Origin of the sequence: Spirosoma terrae (assembly GCF_010435915.1) — a bacterium.
GTDB classification, from domain to species: Bacteria; Bacteroidota; Bacteroidia; order Cytophagales; family Spirosomataceae; genus Spirosoma; species Spirosoma terrae.
Genome location: NZ_JAAFZH010000001.1, coordinates 1,011,176 through 1,029,378, shown reverse-complemented (window position 1 = coordinate 1,029,378; position 18,203 = coordinate 1,011,176). Strand labels below are relative to the sequence as shown.

General features: G+C 48.7%; 11 protein-coding genes. 3 read left to right on the top strand and 8 right to left on the bottom strand.

What is annotated here, in order from left to right; genetic code table 11:
* Positions 1-22: 22 nt before the first annotated feature.
* From GK108_RS04525 to GK108_RS04510, 4 genes are all read right to left on the bottom strand, one after another.
* Positions 23-1,426 (bottom strand): alkaline phosphatase family protein, encoded by a 1,404-nt coding sequence (locus GK108_RS04525; RefSeq protein ID WP_163943387.1) that lies wholly within the window; start codon positions 1,424-1,426, stop codon positions 23-25.
* Positions 1,427-1,480: 54 nt separating this feature from the next.
* Positions 1,481-2,716: a metabolite traffic protein EboE gene (eboE, locus tag GK108_RS04520; protein WP_163943383.1), complete on the bottom strand. Its 1,236-nt coding sequence runs from the start codon at positions 2,714-2,716 to the stop codon at positions 1,481-1,483.
* Complete coding sequence (locus tag GK108_RS04515; RefSeq protein ID WP_163943380.1) at positions 2,713-3,876, bottom strand: 3-dehydroquinate synthase; 1,164 nt, start codon at positions 3,874-3,876, stop codon at positions 2,713-2,715. The genes eboE and GK108_RS04515 overlap by 4 nt, the downstream gene beginning before the upstream one ends.
* A 254-nt stretch (positions 3,877-4,130) precedes the next feature.
* Positions 4,131-5,117 (bottom strand): glycosyltransferase family 2 protein, encoded by a 987-nt coding sequence (locus GK108_RS04510; protein ID WP_163943377.1) that lies wholly within the window; start codon positions 5,115-5,117, stop codon positions 4,131-4,133.
* A gap of 342 nt (positions 5,118-5,459) precedes the next feature.
* Here GK108_RS04510 and GK108_RS04505 point away from each other — a divergent pair, with 342 nt between their 5' ends.
* Positions 5,460-6,212 carry an SDR family NAD(P)-dependent oxidoreductase gene (locus GK108_RS04505; RefSeq protein WP_163943837.1) on the top strand — a complete coding sequence of 251 codons (753 nt, stop codon included), beginning with the start codon at positions 5,460-5,462 and terminating at the stop codon, positions 6,210-6,212.
* A gap of 324 nt (positions 6,213-6,536) precedes the next feature.
* Here GK108_RS04505 and GK108_RS04500 read toward each other — a convergent pair whose 3' ends face one another.
* The 4 genes from GK108_RS04500 to GK108_RS04485 all read right to left on the bottom strand — a co-directional run bounded on the left by GK108_RS04500 (position 6,537) and on the right by GK108_RS04485 (position 14,708).
* Positions 6,537-7,001: a hypothetical protein gene (locus GK108_RS04500; protein ID WP_163943375.1), complete on the bottom strand. Its 465-nt coding sequence runs from the start codon at positions 6,999-7,001 to the stop codon at positions 6,537-6,539.
* Between the two features lie 303 nt (positions 7,002-7,304).
* Positions 7,305-9,683 carry an alpha-L-rhamnosidase-related protein gene (locus tag GK108_RS04495; RefSeq protein ID WP_394366270.1) on the bottom strand — a complete coding sequence of 793 codons (2,379 nt, stop codon included), beginning with the start codon at positions 9,681-9,683 and terminating at the stop codon, positions 7,305-7,307.
* A gap of 255 nt (positions 9,684-9,938) precedes the next feature.
* Positions 9,939-10,943: a YpdA family putative bacillithiol disulfide reductase gene (locus GK108_RS04490; protein WP_163943372.1), complete on the bottom strand. Its 1,005-nt coding sequence runs from the start codon at positions 10,941-10,943 to the stop codon at positions 9,939-9,941.
* 99 nt (positions 10,944-11,042) lie between these two features.
* The gene (locus tag GK108_RS04485) at positions 11,043-14,708 is read right to left on the bottom strand and encodes an SdrD B-like domain-containing protein (RefSeq protein ID WP_246224654.1); all 3,666 of its coding nucleotides are present in this window, start codon (positions 14,706-14,708) and stop codon (positions 11,043-11,045) included.
* 268 nt (positions 14,709-14,976) lie between these two features.
* On the opposite strand from GK108_RS04485, the gene priA reads away from it, so the two are divergent.
* Together priA and GK108_RS04475 are read left to right on the top strand one after the other, a co-directional pair.
* Positions 14,977-17,505 carry a replication restart helicase PriA gene (priA, locus tag GK108_RS04480; protein WP_163943366.1) on the top strand — a complete coding sequence of 843 codons (2,529 nt, stop codon included), beginning with the start codon at positions 14,977-14,979 and terminating at the stop codon, positions 17,503-17,505.
* Between the two features lie 87 nt (positions 17,506-17,592).
* On the top strand, positions 17,593-18,198 hold the full coding sequence (locus GK108_RS04475; RefSeq protein ID WP_163943363.1) for an NAD(P)H-dependent oxidoreductase: 606 nt from the start codon (positions 17,593-17,595) through the stop codon (positions 18,196-18,198).
* The last annotated feature ends 5 nt before the right edge of the window (positions 18,199-18,203 follow it).

The window sequence follows — 18,203 nt, the reverse complement described above, 5'->3', positions numbered from 1 at the left end:
TTTCGCCACAACAACCAAGAAATCAGTTCGTCTGTTTTTCTGTCACCCCCGATGTTATAGTTTCCCACAGCTTATCGTACACATCCGTGGCCGACAGGGCATTACCTACGTTCCGGCTACTGACATACACCGGATGATGTTCACGTGCGGTACCGATACGTCCGTGAGAACCTTTTACTAACATAGCATCCAGCGAAATTACGTTCATCAGATACCGGAACCCGAGCAATTTACGACCCAGCTTATAGCCCGCTTTCAGCTTGATAAATGGATTGGTCTGGTCCATAAACATCTCAACAGGGTCATAACCCGGTTTCTGGTGAATAGCGACTAACCGGGCGTAATCGGGTGCTTTGGCATCATCGAGCCAGTAGTAATAGGTAAACCAGCTATCGGCGTCAGCCACCACGACCAGATCGCCAGCGCGTTCGTGATCGATATGATAGGCTTTCTGTTGCTCCTTATCCAGAACCAGTTCGATACCGGGCGTATTTTCCAGCATGGTACGTACTTTATCGAACACCGACCCGTCGGACCGCGACCAATCATTAATATACACATGCGCAATCTGGTGATCGGGCGTAGCAAACGCGGGCGATGCCCCTGCATCGAACATTTCAAGCCCCTGTTCTTCGCGATACCGTATCAAACCAGCTTCGCGCAGAATCCGGTTTATGTGAATCGGGCGGCTTACATTCGTGATACCGTATTCCGACAATACAATAACCTCGGCGCCTTCCTTTTCATAATACTGAATCAGATCGCGGCAAACGTCGTCGATCTCGCGCAGATCATTGCCTATTTTCGAAAAATCCTGACCAAATTTTTGCAGGCAATAATCGAGATGGGGCAAATAAATCAGCGTAAGCGTCGGGTGATGCCATTTATCGACCAGCATCGATGCATCGGCAATCCAGCGTGTACTTTTGATGGTTGTATTGGGGCCCCAGAAGTGAAACAGCGGAAACGTACCGAGTTCCTGCTGAAGCCTGTCGCGCAGTTCGCCGGGATGCGTGTAGCAATCCGGAATTTTCAGACCATCGGATGGATACTGTGGGCGTGGCGTGGCCGAAAAATCGGCGGTAGAATACATATTGTACCACCAGAACATTTTCGAGACCGTAAAATCAGGATCAACTTTTTTGGCTCGTTCCCATATTTTTTCGCCAGCAACCAGCTTATTGGACTGTTTCCAGAACTTAACCTCCGAATCGGTCCGGTCGTACCAGCCATTCCCGACAATACCGGTTTCACTGGGCCATTTTCCCGTTACGTAGGTCGACTGAACAGACGTAGTTAACGCCGGAAGCATGGGATCGATAGTGGCCTGATGCTTACCAGCAAACCACTGTTTCAGGAAGGGTGTATATTCACCAATCAGCGAATACGATAAACCCACAACGTCGAGTACTACGGTCTTTTGCATAATGATGAATGAGGAATGATAAGTGATGAATGATATACCCGACAGGCTATTTCATTATTCATCATTCATCATTGTTTTTAGCACCCACTTTATTTCTCGCTCAATGGAATCAACCAGGCCAAGTTTCAATCCCTCGGGTAAGACACCCCAGGTATACGTTTCTACTTCGAGCTGATTCGTGAATAAACGCTCATTTTGCAGACGTAATACGTCACGAATATCGTCCTGGGTCGATTTTAACAGGCCAAAATCATCCACAAAAAGTGGCACATGAAAATGAGCCCGCCATTCCGTTTCATCGTCGGTTCCCTTGGTCAGCGCTTCCGGTAAATCAGGATACCGTACCAGATTACCCGACTGGGTTCTGGCAACAACCTGGTGCAGATAGGTTGGTTCGTTGAATTGTTCGAATGCTTTCTTTACGGCACTACGTCCTTCTGCATCTGCCGGAAACTCTGCCTTCAAAGCGGCACTGATCTGAATTTTACCGACCCGGAGACCATACGCTTTCAGTTTATCGAGTACGTCAGCAGGGCGTTCGTAACCAACGGCAAAATGACAAACATCGTAACAAAGCCGAACGTGTTCACAGATACGTGCTTCAGCCTCCTCATCGGTCAAACCAAACTGTTCTGACAGCTGCTCAATGCCCATTGGTAACAGATAATCGGTGAACCAGGCAATGAACTCGTCGGCCGTTTCGATAACACCATCGGGTTCAGGTTCCAGATCAAGATGCATCAGCCGGTCGGTTTGCTTCCGTAGCTGAATCAATTCAGCCACAACTTCCAGCACATTCTGAGTTGTCTGCGAAAAAATATAATCGCGGGCGGCTGGCTGCTCCCATTCAAACCAATGCCGATACGAGAGTGGCGATGTAGAAACGCCCCCCTGAATGGCATTGCCCAGTTCGTCGACGGGCAATAATACCGACAAGATCCGGAACAACCGTTTCGTGTACTCAACCCGCGCTTCGGTAGTCCAGTCGGGCGTATGTACCTGATCCTTCACCACTACGTCGTGAAAACCACCAAACGGGAATCCGTTCATGGTGAATACGTAACAATCCTGATCGGCCAGCCAATGTTGAAACGCAACCAGATTTTCGGGCTTTTCCAGCTCCTGACTGGCAATGTCGGACAGGCGAAGACCGATGCCAAATGGCGCATCGGGCGACAACCGTTGTTTCAGCGTTGGAATGGCATCCTGTAGAGCGGCAAAATGATCGGTCCAGGTTTCGCCCGCGTGGATATTGGTGCAGTATCCGAGGTGTCCAACTAGTTTTTTCATGCGAGTTGAACGGACGGCTCCTGTTCTTTTAGCGTTGCAATCGACTGTCGAACCAGATCATTATCAATTTCGTGAACTTCAACACCTTTGCCAATACCCTGCAGCAGCATAATGGTCAAGCGCCCACCGAGGTGCTCACGAAACTCCGAAAGGCCTTTCAAAACACCTTCGCTATGATCAGCATCAAGCATAGGTTGATAAAGCGTGAAACCCAGCGTACGTAACGTAGCGAGAACACGCGTGGTATCAGCGTCAGAAAGCCAGCCGATTTTCTGCGAATACAGACTATCGAGCGCAATGCCAATGGCAACTGCTTCGCCATGACGTAGCTCAAAATTGGTCAGTTGTTCCAGCTTATGAGCGCTCCAATGACCAAAGTCCAGCGGACGCGACGATCCTATTTCAAACGGGTCGCCACCAGCAATATGCTGAAGGTGCATTTCCGCGCAACGATGGATCAGATACGCCATCGTTTCCATATCGCGAGCGGCCAGTGCAGCCGCATTTGCTTCTATCCATTCGAAGAACGTAGCGTCTTTGATTAGCGCCACTTTAATGGCTTCGGCAATACCGGCCCGCCAGTCGCGATCATCCAGCGTCGTTAAGAACTCGCTGTCATTAAAAACCGCTACAGGAGGAACGAACGTACCAAGGAAGTTTTTCTTACCCCGATAGTTGACGCTATTTTTTACGCCAATCCCCGAATCGTTCTGAGACAGAACCGTTGTCGGTATGCGGATATGGCGAATGCCCCGATGCGATATGGCAGCAGCATAGCCAACCATATCGAGAATGGAGCCGCCCCCCAATCCGATAACGTACGAATGTCGATCGATACCGTAGCGATCAACGGCATCCACAAGCAGTTCAACCCACTTCGGATCGTTTTTAGCTACTTCGCCACCCGGAATTATGATAAGGTCCGGGACCAGCTCAACCAGATCAGCGTATTGATCGAAATACGCTTTAATGTCGGCCAGCAAATTAGGATGGGTATCGACAACGCCAGAATCGATAGCGAAGAGAACTTTCTTACGTGTTTCGTTAGCCTGTTGACGGAAAAAATCGGCAAGTATTGGATTGGTAATCGTGAAAAGCTTTTCGGTAAAGAAAACGTTGTATGCGAATCGAACCGTGAAAGACTGTTGCAAATGGCTCATCTCATTAGTAATTCACCCTGTACTGGAAAACTCAAAACTACCCAATAAACAACAGGAATGCTACAAATGTGCCTTACATGCAAAAAGAATCGAAGGAAACCGTCATTTTCGCTAGCCTTACTACCAGCAACAAGCACTTACGACAAAATAATTGGTATAATGATGGTGCCATGAGTCAAACAAAAATGCCGTGTTGTCGGCTTTGAGACACCGACAACGAGGCATAAAATGCACTAGCCGAAACCAACGCTCGTTTACCAATACAACACTCGGTACTTCACGGCTCCATATAACCGCCAGTAGACCGCCAGAAACGGGGTAGCCAGCGTAGTCAGTATGGTTTGTCGGAGATTCGTACTGGTCACTTTATCCGGCATTTGATTAACGAGCATATTTATAGTCAGCACACTCCACACTCCGAAACCCATTGCAGCAGCCATAGTACTCCCGATCAACGCTCCTAAAAAGCCAACGCTCACCCCTAAAACGGATGCGTAGTACTCCAGAATCAGGCTCCGGTCCATGGCAATACGTTGCCTGAACAGATCAGGATGACGTTTATAGAGCAACGCGTCATACCGATTTTTACGTTCGTTGGTGAGGGGAGCATACCAGGGCATTTCGCGCATTGGATGAACGACAACGGCTTCCGGGCATTTGATAATGGGAATACCAGCCTGAATAAACTTAAACTGAAGGTCATTGTCTTCCCGCCAGGCGAAATCAAACGCTTCCTCAAAACCGCCGACTCGGTCAAGTGCTGATTTCCGACAGAAACAATTGGCCGAAATAAATTCGCTCATTTCCAGATAGGAGCTTTTGGCGTTGTAGGCTGTAATCTCATCTGGTAATGTCAACCGTACCTGGCCCGTAACAACCTGCGCTCCGCGCTGAAAACTGGTCAACGCATTGGCCAGCCAGGCTGGTTGCGGCAAGCAATCTTCATCGGTGAAAGCCACGATACGTCCTCTTGCCGCCCGCCAGCCACGATTCCGGGCAGCAGCAGGCCCTCTCGATTGAGGTTGACCCAGATACCGCACTTCCAGTGGTCCGCCCGACTGAGCAATCTGCTTTGTAAAGAGAGCAACAGCTGCTGCCGTTTCGGGCGAGTTTCCATCGTCTACCACAATAATTTCGTATTGATCGCGCGGGAAGCGTTGTTGCCCCAATGCATCAAGACATTTCAAAAGCAGTGCCGGTTGCTGATACGTCGGTATCACCACCGAAAAATCAGGAATCATAGTTATAAAATAGCTTATTGCAGTTGGTTTCCAGATTGCGTCTAAGTTGTATCCCTATAGCCACCAATTTAACTGACTGTCAACACATAACCTCTATTCAGCAAAGGCGTTTATCGCTTTCTTTCAAACTGATTAAGCGGCAATCAATACTAGACAGATCTGATTTTATAGTGACTAGAGCTAATCTAATTCGGCAATCAGTAATTCATATGTAGTCAATAGCAAATTATGGGCCGTTATGCGCATCTATCCCCATAGATTGGTAAATCTGTCGTTTCCAGCCAATTTTATCGGAATCCCCCCGCTTAGATTCTATTACTTTTGTGAAGTACATACAATCTGATTCTTATGATCGCACTTATCACTGGAGCCACTTCGGGTATTGGACATGCCACTGCCGAAGCGTTTGCTGACCTTGAGTATCGTTTGATTCTATGCGGCCGTCGGCAGGAACGTCTGGATGAACTTCAGGAAGAACTGGGCGCCCGCACTACCGTTATTACCCTCAACTTCGACATTCGCTCACGCGATGAAGTGGAAGAGGCCATCAGCAGTTTACCGGACGAATGGAAAGCGATTGACGTACTGATCAATAACGCGGGCAATGCGCATGGCCTTGGCCCCATTCAGGACGGTAATATTGACGACTGGGATCAAATGATTGACGGTAACGTGCAGGGCTTACTGTATGTCTCCAAAGCCGTTATTCCACAGATGGTTGAGCAAAAACGGGGCCACATTGTTAATATCAGCTCAATAGCGGGCAAAGAAATATACGCTAACGGAGCGGTGTACTGCGCTAGTAAAGCCGCCGTCGAAGCCATCAGTACCGGTATGCGCCTGGATTTAACCCAGCATGGCATTAAGGTAACCAATATTGCTCCCGGCGCAGTAGAAACCGAATTTTCGGTGGTTCGTTTTAAAGGAGATACCGATCGGGCGGCTAAAGTATATGAAGGGTTTACTCCTCTAAAAGCCGAAGATATCGCCGATGCCATTATATACGCCGTCACCGCCCCAACCCGCGTTACCATTGCGGATATCACCATTTTAGCGGGGGCACAGGCTGCCGCCACAACTATTTTCAGGAAATAAATCTATTACCTCTGTCGGTCCAAAAAACCCTCATTATCAACCCAATATGTACTAGCCACAAAAAAACTATGCTCAAATGCTATTTTTTTCATGAATAGTAAATCCAGATCCAAACCAGGTGCGTATATATAGCCGATAACACTTTTCTTTTCCGGGCTGCTCTTTTTAGAGTAGCCTGTTTTTTTTCAAAAAAGCCCGGCGTTGCCGGGCTCTCCTTGGTAGTGTACTTTAACACAGTGCCCACACACAGGCACCAAAAACCTAAACAGTTGTGGAGTATAAGTGTTTTGGCGAAACTCGGTTCGTTGCCATACCAAAATCTGTTCAGGGCACATTGTATTCTATAGTTGCCAGATCCAACGTTTTGGCATACCGCGTAATGACTTCATTCATCAGGGAAAATTCGCCATTGGCCGCCCCATCAACACCTAGCGTATTAATTACGGGATTGCTCCGACTACTACGTCCGATTGTTGAAGCAACAGTTTCTCCCTTAAACAAAACCACGCCTTCCTCAACGTGGGCAAGAATACGTATCTGAACCGGTTCTTTGATAGCCCCAAAATCCGAAATAACCTTATACTCGGTTACAATACTTCCTTCATCTTCGTTGGCTTCGTCGATATCGAATCCGGCATCTTCCAGATAAGCCTGTACGGACTCAAACAACACTGAACCGGCTAACGTAGTCGTCACTTCAATAGCGGTAGCTCCCTTTGGAACAGGCTGAGCCCGAGCGGACAGAGCAAAAAGTACTACGTTAAAAAAAAAGTATACCAGGAGTTTCATACAGGTTGATCAGCAATCGAGTGCAAAACTATTCGCTATGTCAATCAGAGCAGATAAATGACCGAAAAAATAACCTGACCAGGCTACTCGAAAACAAAAAACGCCCGGGCAAAATGTCCGGACGTTTCGATACCCACCGTAACTTGTAAGTTGCAAAAATACAAAAAACGTTGAATGCTCTGCTTACCTATGCCCGAAAGCGTGTTGATACGTATTTTTTTTCGCTATTCCGTTATATATGATTTGATAGCGACACATATAAGTCAACATTACAGACAGCAGCACTAACAACTATTGGTATATTTATAAACTGACAGACTGACTACCTGCCTTCAATGGAATCGTTTTGCTTTTCCAACGGAGGGTTCCCGACAGATTAGCTGGCAACGTAACGGTACCCGACAGGCCTCCTGACGCTGTTTTTTGAAACTGAACAACGATAGAACCCAGCGGATGAGGGATCTGCCCATTAACCGTTGTCAGATCGCCCAGATAGGGTTCTATTCTGACCGACTTAAATCCGGGTTCGGCAGGGCGAATTCCGCAGGTCATTGACAAAAATTCGTACAAAGGCGATGCACTCCATGCGTGGCAGTCGGAACGGGTCGGCTCGGGATTTTCGGCAAAGGTGGTCAGTCCCATACCCAGCATATCGCGCCAGGGTTTGAGTTGCGCCACAAACAAATCGCCCTGCCTGGTTTTCTTCAGCGCTTCAAAGAGATAATACTTAAAATAGAACGTAGCCTGTGTCAGCGACGTATCGGCCATTACTTTTTGCAGCAACGTAGCTTGCTGATTAACGGGCACAGCATCGGTCAGAACAGCCAGAATATTGGCATGCTGGCTAAAACTACTTTTGCCCGTTTGACCGGCAGCGGCTAAGGGAGTATCCGCAAACAATCCACGGCTGGCATCCCAGCATTGCGCATAAACTGCTTTGTTGAGCCGACGACCCAGCTCCCGATAATGTTCCGCCCGTTCATTATACCCGTAGTGCGCCAGCAAATCGCCCGCCCGAAAATACGTATATGCCTGCTGAAGCGACAAAATGCTGGAACCACCCTTGCGGGCACCCGCCGGAACTCCGCCGGCAGCTTCGTCTTTTGCGTTCTGCCATTTCGACCAGTCTACGAAATTCCACCACTCCAGCGGACCATTTAAGCCTGTCTTCGCAATACGTTGTTCATGCCAGTTCAGTACTCCCTGTATTCCCGGTAGCATCGACTTCACAAATTCATCATCCTGCCGATGCATCCAGTAATCATGAATCATACAAACCCAAAACAGCGAGAACGTTGGAATAACCTGAAAGTCTGCCGATGGGTAGCGGCTTTGCGTTAGGCCGTCGTTAAAACGGCTATGGTCATAATCCAGAATAGCCTTCCGCATCAGCCGGTCGTCGCCCGTTACGTAGAGCGAAATCATCGATTGAATTCGGGTATCGCCAGTATACTGGAGTTGTTCGTAATAAGGGCAATCGTAATAGTTCTCACCCGCACAAAGTTTAGCCGTGCGCCAGCCCACATTCCATATACTCCGTAAGGTGGTATCACTGGCCGCAAAACGGGCCTTTTCTTCAAACGGATAGCCAGTATATTGACCGATCAGATCATTGAGTATAAGCGGTTCGTCTTTGGTTTCAACCGTTAGCTGGAGGTATCGGTACGTACGAAACCAAAGCGGTCGAAATACGCGCTTCGCTCCGCCGTCGGCAATAAACTGATCCTCAAAACCACGTAACGTCCGTCCCTCAATCTCATTTCGATTTCCCTTTTGTCCTTTAGCATCAATCAGTGCTTCGGCGTAGCCTACCGTAATGGTGGAACTTTTGCCCTGGCTAACGGTCAATTCAGGATACGCATTGGTGAGGTAACTTTGATCAAGCAGAAATACGGCTTTGGTATTGGCCGGTACGGTTACCGGCGATTTACCCTGCAGAAAAGCGTTGTCCATCGTTCCGTTGTCGCTACGTCGAACCGATGCCAGCCGTAGCGGACGCTCTTCCATCATAGGAATGGTACGAGGAACTAGCCCCCAGTTGCCGTCGGTACCCAATCCGCGCGGTTTGGTAGGAAAGCTAAGCGGTTTGGCAGCAACCCAGTTTTTATCGTCAAATCCGGGTTGTTCCCATCCCCACGGATACTGCGACGCATCGACCCGGTCGCCATCTCCCACAACGATATAGGTACGCAGTTTGGGAATATCGTTTTTTATTGGCGAATAAGCCTGATTCCGCCATATTTTCCAGGTCGCATCGGTATTGACTAGTTTCTCCGTATCGCCATCTCCCTGCAACACGAATCCTAACTGATAGCTCATCTGCGCAAACGGAGCGCCTTCGCCCATATACCATACCTGCGAAGCCAGTACGTTACGTCCTGGCTGTAAATAAGGAGCAATATCGATGGTTTCGTAATTCCAGTTCTGCGTGTCGCTCCGAGCCGGGCCGTGCGCAACTGCTTTCCCGTTTACGAACAGACGGTACCGATTATCGGCCGATACATGGACCACAAATCGAGCAGGTTTTTGCCCAAGATCAAACAACTTACGAAAATGATAAATGCCATACTGGCGGGCAGGAGCTGTCGGATGCAAAATCCAGCGGGCAGTCCAGTATTGACTGGTCCAGACGGAGGTTGGCGACTGGGCAACGAGCGACGTAACACCAGCAAGCAGCAAAATGCCTACGCAAAGAAGACGAAGTATACGAGAAGACACGTTCACACAAGTAGTTTTAAGGTTGCGGTCAACACGTAATGGCCGCTTTTTCAGCAAAAATAGTTCATCAACGTTATGAACTCAACCCGATTGAGGCCATGCCCATAAACTCAACTAGTTAGCTCTCTGGCTGATGAGCCCGGTACCCTACTAAAAAAAGCGAGTTGGGTGCAGGTAAACCCACAACCAACTCGCTGGATATGTAGTATGCGATACGTATTAAATTCGCTCAATGAGTTCTTTTACTCGATGCACCTCACGTCCAACGATATGATCGATGATCGACTGAGCGTGTTCGCGGCCATTTTCAATAAATACCTTCTCTGTGAATATGCCGGCCATTACCGTACCGCAGACATATAGACCAGGCGTTGTTGTTTCAAATGTTTCTTTGTTGTAGACCGGAACCTGCGTAGCCGGGTTCAGCTCGATACCACACCGACGTAGCAGTTCGGCATCGGGAATATAGCCTGTTAGTATCAGCACAAAATCGGCAGGGAGCTGGGCTTCTTCGCCGGTTTTCAGGTTTGTAACAGTTAGCGTTTTCTCTTCGATCTTCGTCACAACCGAGTCGAAAACAGTCTTGATTTTCCCTTCTTTCACCCGATTTTTCACGTCCGGCACCAGCCAGTACTTCACTGTGCTGCGGAAATCTTCGCCCCGGTGAACAACCGTTATATTGACATCATGTCGGTACAGTTCCAGCGCGGCCTCAACCGACGAATTGGAAGCACCAACAATCACTACGTTCGTAAATGAGTACTTAAACGGTTCGTCGTAGTAATGCGATACGTGCGGCAGATCCTCTCCCGGAACGCCTAGCCAGCGAGGGCGGGTAAAATAGCCCGTAGCCATAATCACTTTACGCGCCTGGTAGTGTTCGCCCGTTGTGGTCGATACCGTAAACAGGTCGTCGTGTTTTTGAACATCCCAAACCGTCTGAAACAGTTTAAAATTCAATTGAAAATAAGCGGCAACTTTCCGGTAGTACTGTAAGGCTTCATCCCGACCAGCTTTTACGCCAGAAATGGGAAAAGGTAGTCCTCCGATTTCGATATTTTCGGCGGTCGAGAAAAATCGCATCCGCCGGGGATATAACCGAATCGATTCTGTTAAGCTACCCATTTCCAGAATCAGATGGCTCAATCCGGCTTTTGTGGCTTCAATTCCGGCAGCCAGACCACATGGTCCACCGCCAACGATAATAACATCGTACACTTGCATGCTATAATTCAGGTAAAGCAATAGGCTCCTGTTTGTAACACACAAAAAGCCCTCAAAGGTTGCGTCTTCGAGGGCTTTTCCGGCATTGTCAACCTATGACTAGCGAATTTTGGTTATTTTGATTGGTACACAGCGTGGCACTCGATTTATACACGGATCATCTCCTGGCGCCGGTAACGCATCTACTGTTTCCGATACCGAACAGCCATTAGCCCCCGTGGCCGTTACCGTGTACTCGCCCGGAAGCGTCACTTCCGGCTCAATCTCCGTGCTGGTAAACCCATTAGGTCCGCTCCAGAGCAAGGTAGCCCCCGGCGCTTCTGCATATAGGGTGAACGCACAATTCGTGCAGGGAGCCGATCCGCCGTATGCCACCAGAGCTGGTTTGGCCGTATCGGCCACCACCACCACGGCCGTAGCGCTGGCCAGTGAGCCCGCGCAGGCCGGATCACTCACCGTTAAGCTATAGGTACCCGCTATGCTCACAACCGGATTCTGGGCGGTGCTGGTGAACCCATTGGGGCCACTCCAGCTGTAGACTGCTCCGGGTACCGGCGTATCATCGGTATGACTGACAGTCGCGGTTAAGGTGACCGACGTAGTAGAGCAAGTAATCGAACCGCCCGTCGCCGTCGCGGAAATTACCGTCGTACAAGGCTCATTCTGGGCAGGCTGCCCTTCCACAATCTCGGATACCGAACAGCCATTAGCCCCCGTGGCCGTTACCGTGTACTCGCCCGGAAGCGTCACTTCCGGCTCAATCTCCGTGCTGGTAAAGCCATTGGGACCGCTCCACAGCAAGGTAGCCCCTGGCGCTTCTGCATACAAGGTGAACGCACAATTCGTACAGGGAGCCGATCCACCGTAGGCCACCAGAGCTGGTTTGCCCGTATCAGCTACCACCACGGCCGTAGCGCTGGCCAGCGAGCCCGCACAGGCCGGATCACTCACCGTTAAGCTATAGGTACCCGCCATGCTCACAACTGGACTCTGGGCGGTGCTGGTGAACCCATTGGGGCCGCTCCAACTGTAGACTGCTCCGGGTACCGGCGTACCATCGGTGTAGCTGACAGTCGCGGTTAAGGTAGCCGACGTAGTAGAGCAAGTAATCGACCCTCCCGTCGCCGTCGCTGAAATTGATGGCCCAACAAGCAAGGTAGTCGCAGCCGACTGACGGCAGTTTGGATCTTCAGGGGTTGGATAGACGATCGAATAGATATAGGAATTAGTATTCGTTGTAGTAATGGCCAGGTTATACAGAACAGCCCGATTATTGGCATCAGGTTTTACAGTACCCAGCACAACACCCGTATTTTCGTACATGGCCGTACCCGATTGCGGGCTGGTAAATAAAACAAAACGAACCGAATCGACCTGGCTCGGATGTTGTATAGTAGCTGCGATTGAATCCAACCTTGCCCCCGGACAAACCTCTATTTCAGCACGTTCATTCGTTAAAACAGGGCATGAGTAAACAGCTAAATCGTGCGTAAAATCGTTTTGTCCGGCATCAAGCGTAGTAATAGGAATCTGTGCATAGGTACCATTCATGGTTGCATCCGAATCGCGCAGGTCATTATCTATAAAGTTAGATCGGTTGGCAGGCGACAACGCATAATGCCGGGTTGTTTCTGCACTTACACGTGCACCAGCTCTACGAGCATTCGCTTGTATACCAGCATTCGGTACGCGTAGGTCCAACTTCGAAAACTGTGCTGTATCGGCTCGAACTTCGTATTTATGATCGAACCGTAATCCACCCGGCACATTGGCATTGGTAAAATAATATTGGCCACCATCGTGGGTTGTTTCAGAAGCAATCTGCCTCCCCCCATCTTCCATATCATGGAGGGTTAATACAATGCCATCAATGCCAGGTTCATACGCATCCTGTATACCATCCCGATTATCGTCAAACCATACCCGATTACCAATTTGCACTGGAGCAGGGTCACACAACGCTTCGACATCACCCAAACCAGACGCTTTCCCAAAAGACCCCACTAACTGAGTATAGATGACATAACTACGATTTTCCTGGCCATTGCCGTTATGGAAAACTTTCAGACCGGCCGACTGAAATACATTATCGATTGGATCGTAAGCCGACGTTAGAACTTCGTTATAGCCAGGTATGAGCAATAGGGCCCCGTTCGTCACTTCCGAGTGGGCAATTTTATTAATAAAAAACCATTCATCTTTTCCATAAAACTCTCCTCCACCCGGCCCTTCATTATTAGCCACGCCACTGCCCGTCCGGTCGCCCGCTATACCATTACTTTCCAGCACAAATGTTCCATTGTTGTTGTAGGCACGTAGCAAATCACCGCCTGTGAAGCCATTATAAAAGCCATTTCCCTGAGGGTCATGGTTAGCAAGGCCAGAAAGGTGGCCGAATCGATCCAGAAACCCAATCAGCATGGACCCGTCATCATCAAAGGCCAGACTACTAACAATGGGTTGAGGAAACATCACGAAGGTAGGGTTAATCCCCAGACCGCAGGTTTCTGGCCAGGCATCCGTCCAGGGAAGCCAATGGTCATATTTAGTACAGGCCCGATCTGGGTTCAGCGGATCGAACGTACCGTCGGCGGGTCCACGCCGAAAATCGAGTGGAAACGACAGAATTTCGTCAAAAGCTGGCGTAGCCGAGGTAGGGTCGAATCGATAAACGGTTGCTTTCAGATCACTTTGCTGCTGCGACGTTTCTGCCGAACAGACTACCCCAACATACACTTTTCCACGATATACTTTCACCGCCCAGGGCCGGAAATCGCCGTTTGAGCAGCCCGGATCAGGAATTTGCCACGACCGTACGTCGGATGCCGTCGGAACACGAGCCGGGGTGTTAAGAAAAACACTGTAAAGCTTTCGATCGTTCAGATTAATGAGGTAGAGTGTTTTATCATCTTCCGACATATCCATTCCGCCGATACTGACTTTACCCATAGCCTTCATCGGACCGGCGTCGACACTGGCCTGCGTTTTATCGCCCCACAAACCACTATGCGGATCGTTGCCCGTATCAATGCCGATGCTTTTCAGATCGATAAAATTACTCGTGGCACCGGTTTCCATATCGGTCATATAAATACCGCCTGTTCCCAAGGGGCCAAAACTCATATGGCGCTTGACAACAGCCGCACTAAACAGTTTTTTCGACCGGCGTTGATAAGCCAGCGCCCAAATCGCCCCTACCTGATCGGCAGTTGCCAGATGATCGGGCGGAAAATTATCGGGGCCAGCAACACCATTGGCTACGTAGGAAACCCCAACAAGGGCATCTCCTTTAGCTGCCTGACGCTCTTCAGGAACCGGATTCCCATTAGCATCTGTTGTGATTTGTGTATTGCCATTGACGTAACACGGTACAATCAATCTAACTCCGTTTGGCTGGCAGTAGTCGGAAGGATAATTAATACCTAAATCGACACGTTCCGCTGGCGATTGAACAAACTGAATACTGGTTCTATTTTGGGTTCCATGTGGCCCATTGTAATAGCCAGCCGGTAGCTTACTGAATTCAATCCGAACCGATTTTCCTACCGGAATATCGCTTTCAGTGAATGAGTAGTTACCGGTATTATCCGTTGTTCGTTGAACAGGAACTTTACTTAAGCCAATAAAAGCCCGGACTGTCACCCCAGGCACACCGGTTTCAATAGGCAACGTATCAGAACGAATACCATTTGAATCGAAGTCTCTGAATACGTTACCCTTAATCTGTGCTTGTACTGAGAAGCTCCAGCAGAAAAGGAAGACCATCAATAGCGTTAACCTTTGAAAAGAGAGTGTTTGGCATGAGTAGAATTGTTCCATAAACGAAGCTTAACAAGTTAAGTACTATTTGTTACTTAAGCTTTTACGGTCAAAGTACACATATACAAAAGAAAAGTATACCTACTTTTCCAATACTTTCCTTTGTGTTAGTAGTAATTCAAACGTGATAAACAGATAGGCCCACATTGTGCAAAAGGTCTGCCATGAACTGCTTATTTTCTGTCTATCTTTACCTGACGTACCTAGTTTATTTGTGGAAAATCAGCCTTACTCCTTATTTTCTTCATTTGAGGCCGAAGAAGTCACTTTCTTTGCCGATTTAATTTTGCCTATACCGGTGCCTAAATTATTCACCTACAGAGTTCCGCGAGGGATGGCTGAGGGGCTCAAAATTGGTGCCAGAGTTATAGTGCCTTTTGGAAAAAATAATGGACGGGTGTATACAGCTATTGTAGCCCGTTTACATAACACCCCGCCAAGCCAATACCAGGCGCGTTACATCAGCGAAGTTCTTGATGAATATCCATTAACTACAAGTTACCAAATTGAGCTTTTTAACTGGATTTCAGAGTACTACATGTGCTGCATTGGCGAGGTCATGAACGTAGCGTTACCCTCTGGGCTCAAGATTTCGAGCCAATCGAAGGTACAGTTCAACCCCGATTTCGACTATCCTGAACTGCTTACCGACGTAGAGGCTATATTGCTCGCGGAGCTAAAGAAACAACCTGCCTTGTCTTACGATGAGCTTGGCCGGCTGGCCGGGACAGGCAGCAATGTACCTGCTCTTATTAAATCGCTGGTGGGCAAGAAGGCGGTTATTGTTTTTGAAGAAGTCAGGGAAAAGTATGTTCCCAAGATGATACGTAAGGTACGTCTGCATCGGAACTACGAAGAACGCGAGCAATTACTGGTACTGCTTCAACGGCTGGAAAAATTGCCAAAGCAGCAGGAAATAGTCATGCGTTATCTAAGCTATATTCCTATGCAGCGCGATCCATCCCTCAACCAGAAAGGACTGGATAAATCCATTCTGAATCAGGCCGAAGAGCTATCGCAGTCGTCGTTAACAACGCTCATTAAAAACAACGTTTTCGAAACCTTTGAAGTCATCCAGCCGCGTTTCTCCGACAATTCGCCGGCTACGTCTGTTGAGATTAAGCTAACCGATGCCCAACGGAAAGCGTCAGAGCAGATAATGACTCAATTCGAGAGTCAGAACATTGTCTTACTACATGGCATTACCGGTAGCGGTAAAACCGAAGTCTATATAAACCTGATTCAGCAGGCGCTGGAAAGCGGCTCTCAGGTGCTCTATCTGCTGCCGGAAATTGCCTTAACAACGCAGATTGTTGTACGACTACAGCGGGTGTTTGGCGATAAGATGGGCATCTATCACTCTAAATTCTCTGATAATGAGCGAGTCGAGGTCTGGAAAGGCATCGTTTCTGGCCAGTATCAGTTTGTGGTTGGCGTTCGGTCGGCTGTGTTTTTGCCCTTCGACAATCTGGGGCTGATTATCGTGGATGAAGAGCACGAAACCTCCTACAAACAGCACGATCCGGCTCCCCGCTACCACGCCCGCGACGTAGCGATTATGCTGGCGCACTGGCAACAAGCCAAAGTACTGCTCGGCTCCGCAACGCCTTCCCTGGAAACATACTATCAGGCAAAGCAGGGGCGATATGGTCTGGTCGAGCTTTTTCAGCGATTTGGCGAAGCTACATTACCCACTATTGTGCTTGTGGATACCAAGCAGGAGAAGAAGCAGAAAACGATGAAGAATGAATTTTCGTCGACGCTGCTCCAGGCGCTGGAGACCAATCTGGAACGGAAAGAACAAAGTATCCTCTTCCAGAACCGGCGTGGCTATTCCCCATACATGCAATGCGAAGACTGCGACTGGACGGCCGAGTGTTCCAACTGTGCGGTTAGTCTGACGTATCATCAGCGCGATGCCGAACTGCGCTGCCATTATTGCGGGCATAAAGAACAGGTTCCCCGCGTTTGCCCCATTTGTGGTTCCACCAAAGTTCGAACGCTGGGCTTCGGTACCGAAAAACTCGAAGATCAGCTGCAGATCTATTTTCCAGGATCGCGCGTGTTACGAATGGATATGGATACAACCCGCGCCAAAAATGCCTATCAGCAAATTATTCAGGAATTCGAAGGCGGTCAGGTCGATATGCTGGTTGGTACCCAAATGATCACGAAAGGGCTGGATTTCGATAATGTTAGTCTGGTCGGGATTTTTGATGCTGACCGACTGATTCGTTTTCCCGACTTTCGGGCCACCGAACGAGCCTTCCAGCTACTAACTCAGGTTAGCGGACGGGCAGGCCGACGGGCAGGTCGTCAGGGAAAAGTACTCATTCAAACCAATAGTCCGCAGCAAACAATCCTGCAAAAAGTCATCGACAATGATTACAAAGGGTTGTACGAGGAAGAAATTCAGGAACGGCAGGATTTTAACTACCCCCCTTTTTCGAGGCTCATTAAATTAACGGTTCGCCATCCCGATCGACATATCAGCCACCAGGCTGCCGAGCGACTTGCCGCCGAACTGACCGACACGTTGGGGAGCACGCGTATACTTGGCCCTGAAGAACCGCTTGTTGAACGCATTCGGAATCAATTTTTAGTTGATATTCTCGTAAAACTCGAACGCGACAAAATGAATGTAAAAGCCGTTAAAGCCTTTATTCAGGAACGTATTAACGACATTCTGACCGATAAGGGATTGCGGCAAGTCTCAATCGTTATCGACGTTGATTGTCTCTAACGAAACTCACTACGCTTTAATCCTGTTGGCCGTATATACAGAGTATTGTCGACGTGCCACACTCTCAACCACTATCTTCCTCAACCTATGGCTCGCGTTCTGATTCAGTTTGCCCATCCTGCCCTTAGTAAATCAAAAGTTCATAGTTCCCTGATTAATTACTGCCGTAACATAAACGACGTAACGTTTAACGACCTGTACGAGAAATACCCGGATATGTTTATCGACGTTGCGGCTGAGCAAAAGCTTTTACTTCAACACGACATCATTCTTTTCCAGCATCCTTTTTACTGGTATAGCAGCCCCGCCATTATTAAACAGTGGCTCGATCTGGTTCTGGAACATAACTGGGCGTATGGCACACGGGGTAATGCGCTGGTAGGCAAGAAAATGGGCTGCGTTATTTCCTGTGGCGGAGGACCCGATACGTATCAGGAAACGGGCCGGAATCGCTACTCGGTTAATCAGTTCTTACTGCCTTTTGACCAGACAGCCCATTTGTGCAAAATGGAGTACCTGCCTCCTTTCGTCGTACACGGCACCCACCGAATCACGAAAGAGGAGTTAATGCGATACGCCGAGCAGTATCGAGCTATTTTGGAAGCATTAGTGCATGACCAATTCTCAGCGCTCGATTATCAGAAAGTTACGTATCTAAACGAGTTAGCTCCTTCCTTACTGACAACCAAATAAATCAA